This window comes from Nocardia sp. NPDC059154, from assembly GCF_042755705.1.
Classification (GTDB): domain Bacteria; phylum Actinomycetota; class Actinomycetes; order Mycobacteriales; family Mycobacteriaceae; genus Nocardia.
The window spans coordinates 1-1298 of sequence record NZ_JBHZCS010000206.1 but is presented as its reverse complement, the minus strand read 5'-3'; the positions used below and the strand labels follow the sequence as shown (position 1 = coordinate 1298).

Annotated in this window: 2 pseudogenes; both read right to left on the bottom strand. The window is 65.6% G+C overall.

What is annotated here, in order from left to right:
* Nucleotides 1-103: 103 nt before the first annotated feature.
* Nucleotides 104-1091: pseudogene (locus tag ACFXN1_RS51840) on the bottom strand (tyrosine-type recombinase/integrase).
* Nucleotides 1088-1298: pseudogene (locus ACFXN1_RS51835) on the bottom strand (integrase); the annotation flags it as partial. The pseudogenes ACFXN1_RS51835 and ACFXN1_RS51840, both read right to left, overlap by 4 nt.

Here is a 1298-nt window from a genome sequence, read left to right as displayed (position 1 = left end):
CTTATCCCGACTCGGTGATTATCCCGATGTCGTGGGTCAATTTGGTGGGATTGCTTGTGTGGCAGTGGTTCTCCGGTAGCTGTTGTCGTGGATGTCGGGATATTCAGAGGCTCTCCAGGAAGGCGAGTAGGTCGTCCGGGGGCTGGTAGCGGCCGGGTTTGGTGGTGGGTGGTGTGGTGCGGGCCAGGGCGCGTTCCTTGATCGCCATGTCGGCGTGGAGGTAGGCGGCGGTGGATCGGGGGTCGGTGTGGCCGAGCCAGAGCGCGATGACGGCGGAATCGATGCCGCTGTGCAGCAGATTCATCGCGCAGGTGTGGCGAAGGGTGTGGGGTGTGAGTCGCTTGCCTTCCAACGACGGACATCGCTGGCGGGCGATGTCCTTGTAGAGGTTGAGACGTGCTTCGACTGCGTCGTCGCTGAGTCGGCGCCCGGTGCGGGTGGGGAATGCGGTGGTCGGGGTGTCCGTGGCGTTCGTGGAACCAGACGCGCAGGACCGCGGTGGTGGCCGGGGTGAGCGGGACGCATCGCTGCTTGCGGCCTTTGCCCCGGCATCGCGCGTGCGCGCCGGGGCAGAGTTGGATGTCTGCGCAGGTGAGTCCGGTCAATTCCGACAGCCGTAGCCCGGTCTGGATTGCGAGCAGGAGCAGGGCGTGGTCGCGGCGGCCTTCCCAGCGGGAGCGGTCGGGTGCGGCGAGCAACGCGTCGACCTCGCGGGGTTGCAGAAACGACACATCGGTTCTGTCGCAACGCTTTTGCGGGATAGCGAGCACTTGCCCGATCAGGTCGGCGTGTTCGGGGTGGCGAAGCGCAGCGAACCGGAACAGGGACCGCAGGGCCGCCAGTCGCACGTTGCGGCTGCGGGCGCTGTTGTGCCGGTCGGTTTCCAGGTGCTGCAGGAACGTCGAGATGGCCTCGGCGTCGAGATCGGTGAACTCCAGCGCCGAGGGCGCTTTGCCGGTGCGGTCACCGACGAACCGCAGCAGCAGTTGAAAGGTGGTGCGGTAGGAGGTGATTGTAGCCGAGCTGGCCTGGCGCTGGTTGATCAGCCGTTCGGTGAAGAACAACTGCAGGGTGGGCGCGAGCGGGCTCATCGGAGCAGTCCTTCCGTGGTCGGGTTCTGCAGTCGCTCAGCGGCCAGCGCGAGCAGTTCCGGGTTGGCCGACAAGTACCAATACGTGTAGACAGGTGTGCGGTGACCCATGTAGGTCGACAATCGCGGCAGCAGCGCCGCGACGTCGTCTCCGTTGCGATACCAACGCACGAGAGTGTGGACCGCGAACGAATGTCGCAGGTCGTGG